The 2,780-nt window shown below is 61.9% G+C and carries 2 protein-coding genes; both read right to left on the reverse strand.

All coding sequences use genetic code 11. The features are described from left to right. Positions 1-312 precede the first annotated feature (312 nt). Positions 313-1,407, reverse strand: coding sequence for a hypothetical protein (locus ACFUEJ_RS24075; protein WP_004022072.1), 1,095 nt, complete (start codon positions 1,405-1,407; stop codon positions 313-315). Then, positions 1,404-2,702, reverse strand: a complete 1,299-nt coding sequence (locus ACFUEJ_RS24080) for an LLM class flavin-dependent oxidoreductase (RefSeq protein ID WP_068970850.1) — start codon at positions 2,700-2,702, stop codon at positions 1,404-1,406. Before ACFUEJ_RS24080 ends, ACFUEJ_RS24075 begins: the two co-directional genes overlap by 4 nt. Between the last annotated feature and the right edge of the window lie 78 nt (positions 2,703-2,780).

Genomic DNA, 2,780 nt, shown 5'->3' on the forward strand with positions numbered 1-2,780 from the left:
CCGGTCCTTGAGTTCCTCACTGTACTTGCGTGGTGCTGCCATGCTCTCCATCCTTCACAGGTTCGAGAGCCTCCGACAGACCCGGGGCGGTTCAGACCGTCGGCCAATCTGCGCCCCAACCACCGTGCTCCTCGGGTACCGCGAGCGCCAGCAGACCACTTAGGCGTAAGTCCTCTTTCTCACGGGTGGCTGGCCCCCCATCGCGATCCCGTTCGACGATTCCCTCCCGCCAGCTTGCAGCAAGGTCTCGAGCCACCGCGAGAGGATCGCCCGCCCGCCGGTCGGTGGCCGCCGCCGTGTCGTCGGTGACTGTCATTCGTATTCTCCAATCGCTGATGTGCCGGCCGCGCATGTACGCAGGCTCGTCTGCAGAAATTCCGGGGCCGACCAATCAGTCAGGTCGATCGCCTTATCCACCAGATCGTGGTCGACCAGGTACCGCTGTGTCGCAGCAAGGACAGTGAGCGCATCGTGGTCGAGGGTGGGTACTAAGTTGTCGGTGAAGTGCTCGCCGAAACCGCGTGTCACCGCAGTCTCGCTAACACCGAGGTTGCGGGCATGAATCGCGACTGTCTCGGTCAGATGATCGCGCGCCCAGGAGCCTGCCCGGACCACCGTATCCACCAGATGCTGCACGAGTGACGGGTTCTTATCGACGAGTTGCGCGCTGATTGTCCAAACGCTGGCGTAGTGGCTTGTCCTGTCCAAGCTCAGGTCACGCAGCGGTCTAACACCGGTGAGGTCTTCGAACTCCGCGGACCACGGAAGCCAGCTGAATAGCGCATCGACCGTCCCCCCGGCAAAGACTTGTGCCTGATGGGCCCCGACGGCGGGAAAGAGGTCCGAACCGTTCACTGATGCCGATGCGCTGAGTCGGTCCTGCGGTAAGTCGACTCCCGCCGTCTCAATGGGTACGAGCTCGATATCGTTTACTGTTACGCCGGAGTGACGAAGGGTGTGCTGCAGGGCTCGCGCCTCCCAAGTGCCCAGTGCGACGAGAGTCTGGCGCCACGGGTCGAGCTGTCGGTAGTCACCAAGGTCGCCGCGCAGGATCCGGATTGCCGATGCGGATACGCCGACACGATGCCCCGCCAGTTGCTCCGGTGCGGTCAGGGTGGGGTCGGCCGCGTAAAAGCCCAGCTTTCCCTCGAACAGGGTGACGCCCAGGAGGCGTGTGCGACCCGGTGCACGCAGGCCCTCACTCACCAACGGCGGGATCTCTCCGCCGAATCGGGTGTAAGCGGGATGATCGTAGGTGAAGTGCAAGGAGCCCAGCGGCCCTCCCAGCACGTCCAGATTGATGCCAGCCTCGGCGAGCAACTGCGACTCGCGGCCAACCAGCAGGGCGTTGGGAACAGGGCAGTTGCTGTACGCGAGGGTGTGGACCGCTGAGCTGGTGTCGGTCACAGCGCCGCCGCCCCGCTTGGCAGTTCCAGGCCGAGGTGGTCGCGCAGCGTTGATCCCTCATACTCGTCGCGGAATACCCCACGTTCTTGCAACAGCGGCACCACCTGGTCGACAAAGTCCTCGTAAACGCCGGGCAGATAGGCGGCGGAGATGATGAACCCATCAGCCGCTCTCGCATCGAAGTACTCGACCAGTCTGTCGGCGATCTGGGTGGGCGTTCCTCCCCACTGCGGGACAAAACCCACGTTCGTGCCATAACGCTTTCCAAGGTCGGCCAGTGTCAGATCCTCGCCGTCGCTCGCAACCGTGGAGAACATGTGGAGCATGGTGGGGATGTGCGCGTCCCCCAAGCTCGCGACGATGTCGGAGTACTTCGCGTCTAGGGGGAAGGCGGACAAGTCGATTCCACTATGACTCGACAACGTCGACAGACCGACCTCGGGGTGGACGAGACCGTTGATGTATTCGAGGCGATCGCGTGCGATCGCCTCGGTCTCCCCAAGTATGGGCATGACAGCTGTGAAAACCTTCGTGGCGTCGGGGTTGCGACCCGCGGCACTCACTTGCCCCTTGATGTCCTGGTACGTGCGCTGCATCATCTCCAGCGTCGGCGAGATGCTGAACACGGCGTCGGCCCACTGGCCCGCGAAACGTCTACCGCGAGGCGACAATCCGGCCTGGAGGAGTACTGGCTCGCGCTGACTTGAAGGGGGGATTTGCAGGGGGCCGCGCACGTCGAACCAGTCACCACGGTGATCGACGTAATGAACTTTCTTAGGATCAGCGAACCGGCCGCAGATCTTGTCCAACAGCAGCGCATCATCGTCCCACGAGTTCCACAGCTTACGTACGACCTCGACGAACTCGTCCGCGCGGTCGTAACGGGTGTCGTGTTCAAGATGAGCATCGATTCCGAAGTTCTTTGCCTCTGAATCGTTCAGCGATGTCACGATGTTCCACGACACCCGCCCGTCGGACAGGTTATCCAGCGTTGCCAGGATACGGGCGACGTGAAACGGCGGGTAATACGTGGTGGAGATGGTGGCTCCAAGTCCCAACCGGTCGGTCACGGCGGCCATCGTCGCCACCACCGTGGCGGGCTCGAGTGCGATCGCGCCCTGGCCGCCCAGTCCGACGCCTGTTTGCAGATCATGGCCGTAGCTGTCCTCGACTGCGAGAGCATCCGGAAGGAAAAGAAGATCAAACTTTCCGCGTTCAAGGGTCTGAGCGATCTTCTTATAGTATGCACCGGAAAGAAAATCGTTAGTTGCTGCGGATCTAGTGTCCTGAGTCATTAATTTCCGTTCGGTTGTTAGGCTAGGGAATGGCAACCCGGGGTCCGCGAGCAGTGGATATTGTTCTGACTGATGACG

Source organism: Gordonia sp. NPDC057258, assembly GCF_042668985.1.
Lineage (GTDB): Bacteria > Actinomycetota > Actinomycetes > Mycobacteriales > Mycobacteriaceae > Gordonia > Gordonia hongkongensis.

Bases quoted from the DNA above. Each gene is read 5' to 3' on its own strand.
- ACFUEJ_RS24080 (WP_068970850.1), bottom strand. From the start codon at position 2,702: ATGACTCAGGACACTAGATCCGCAGCAACTAACGATTTTCTTTCCGGT.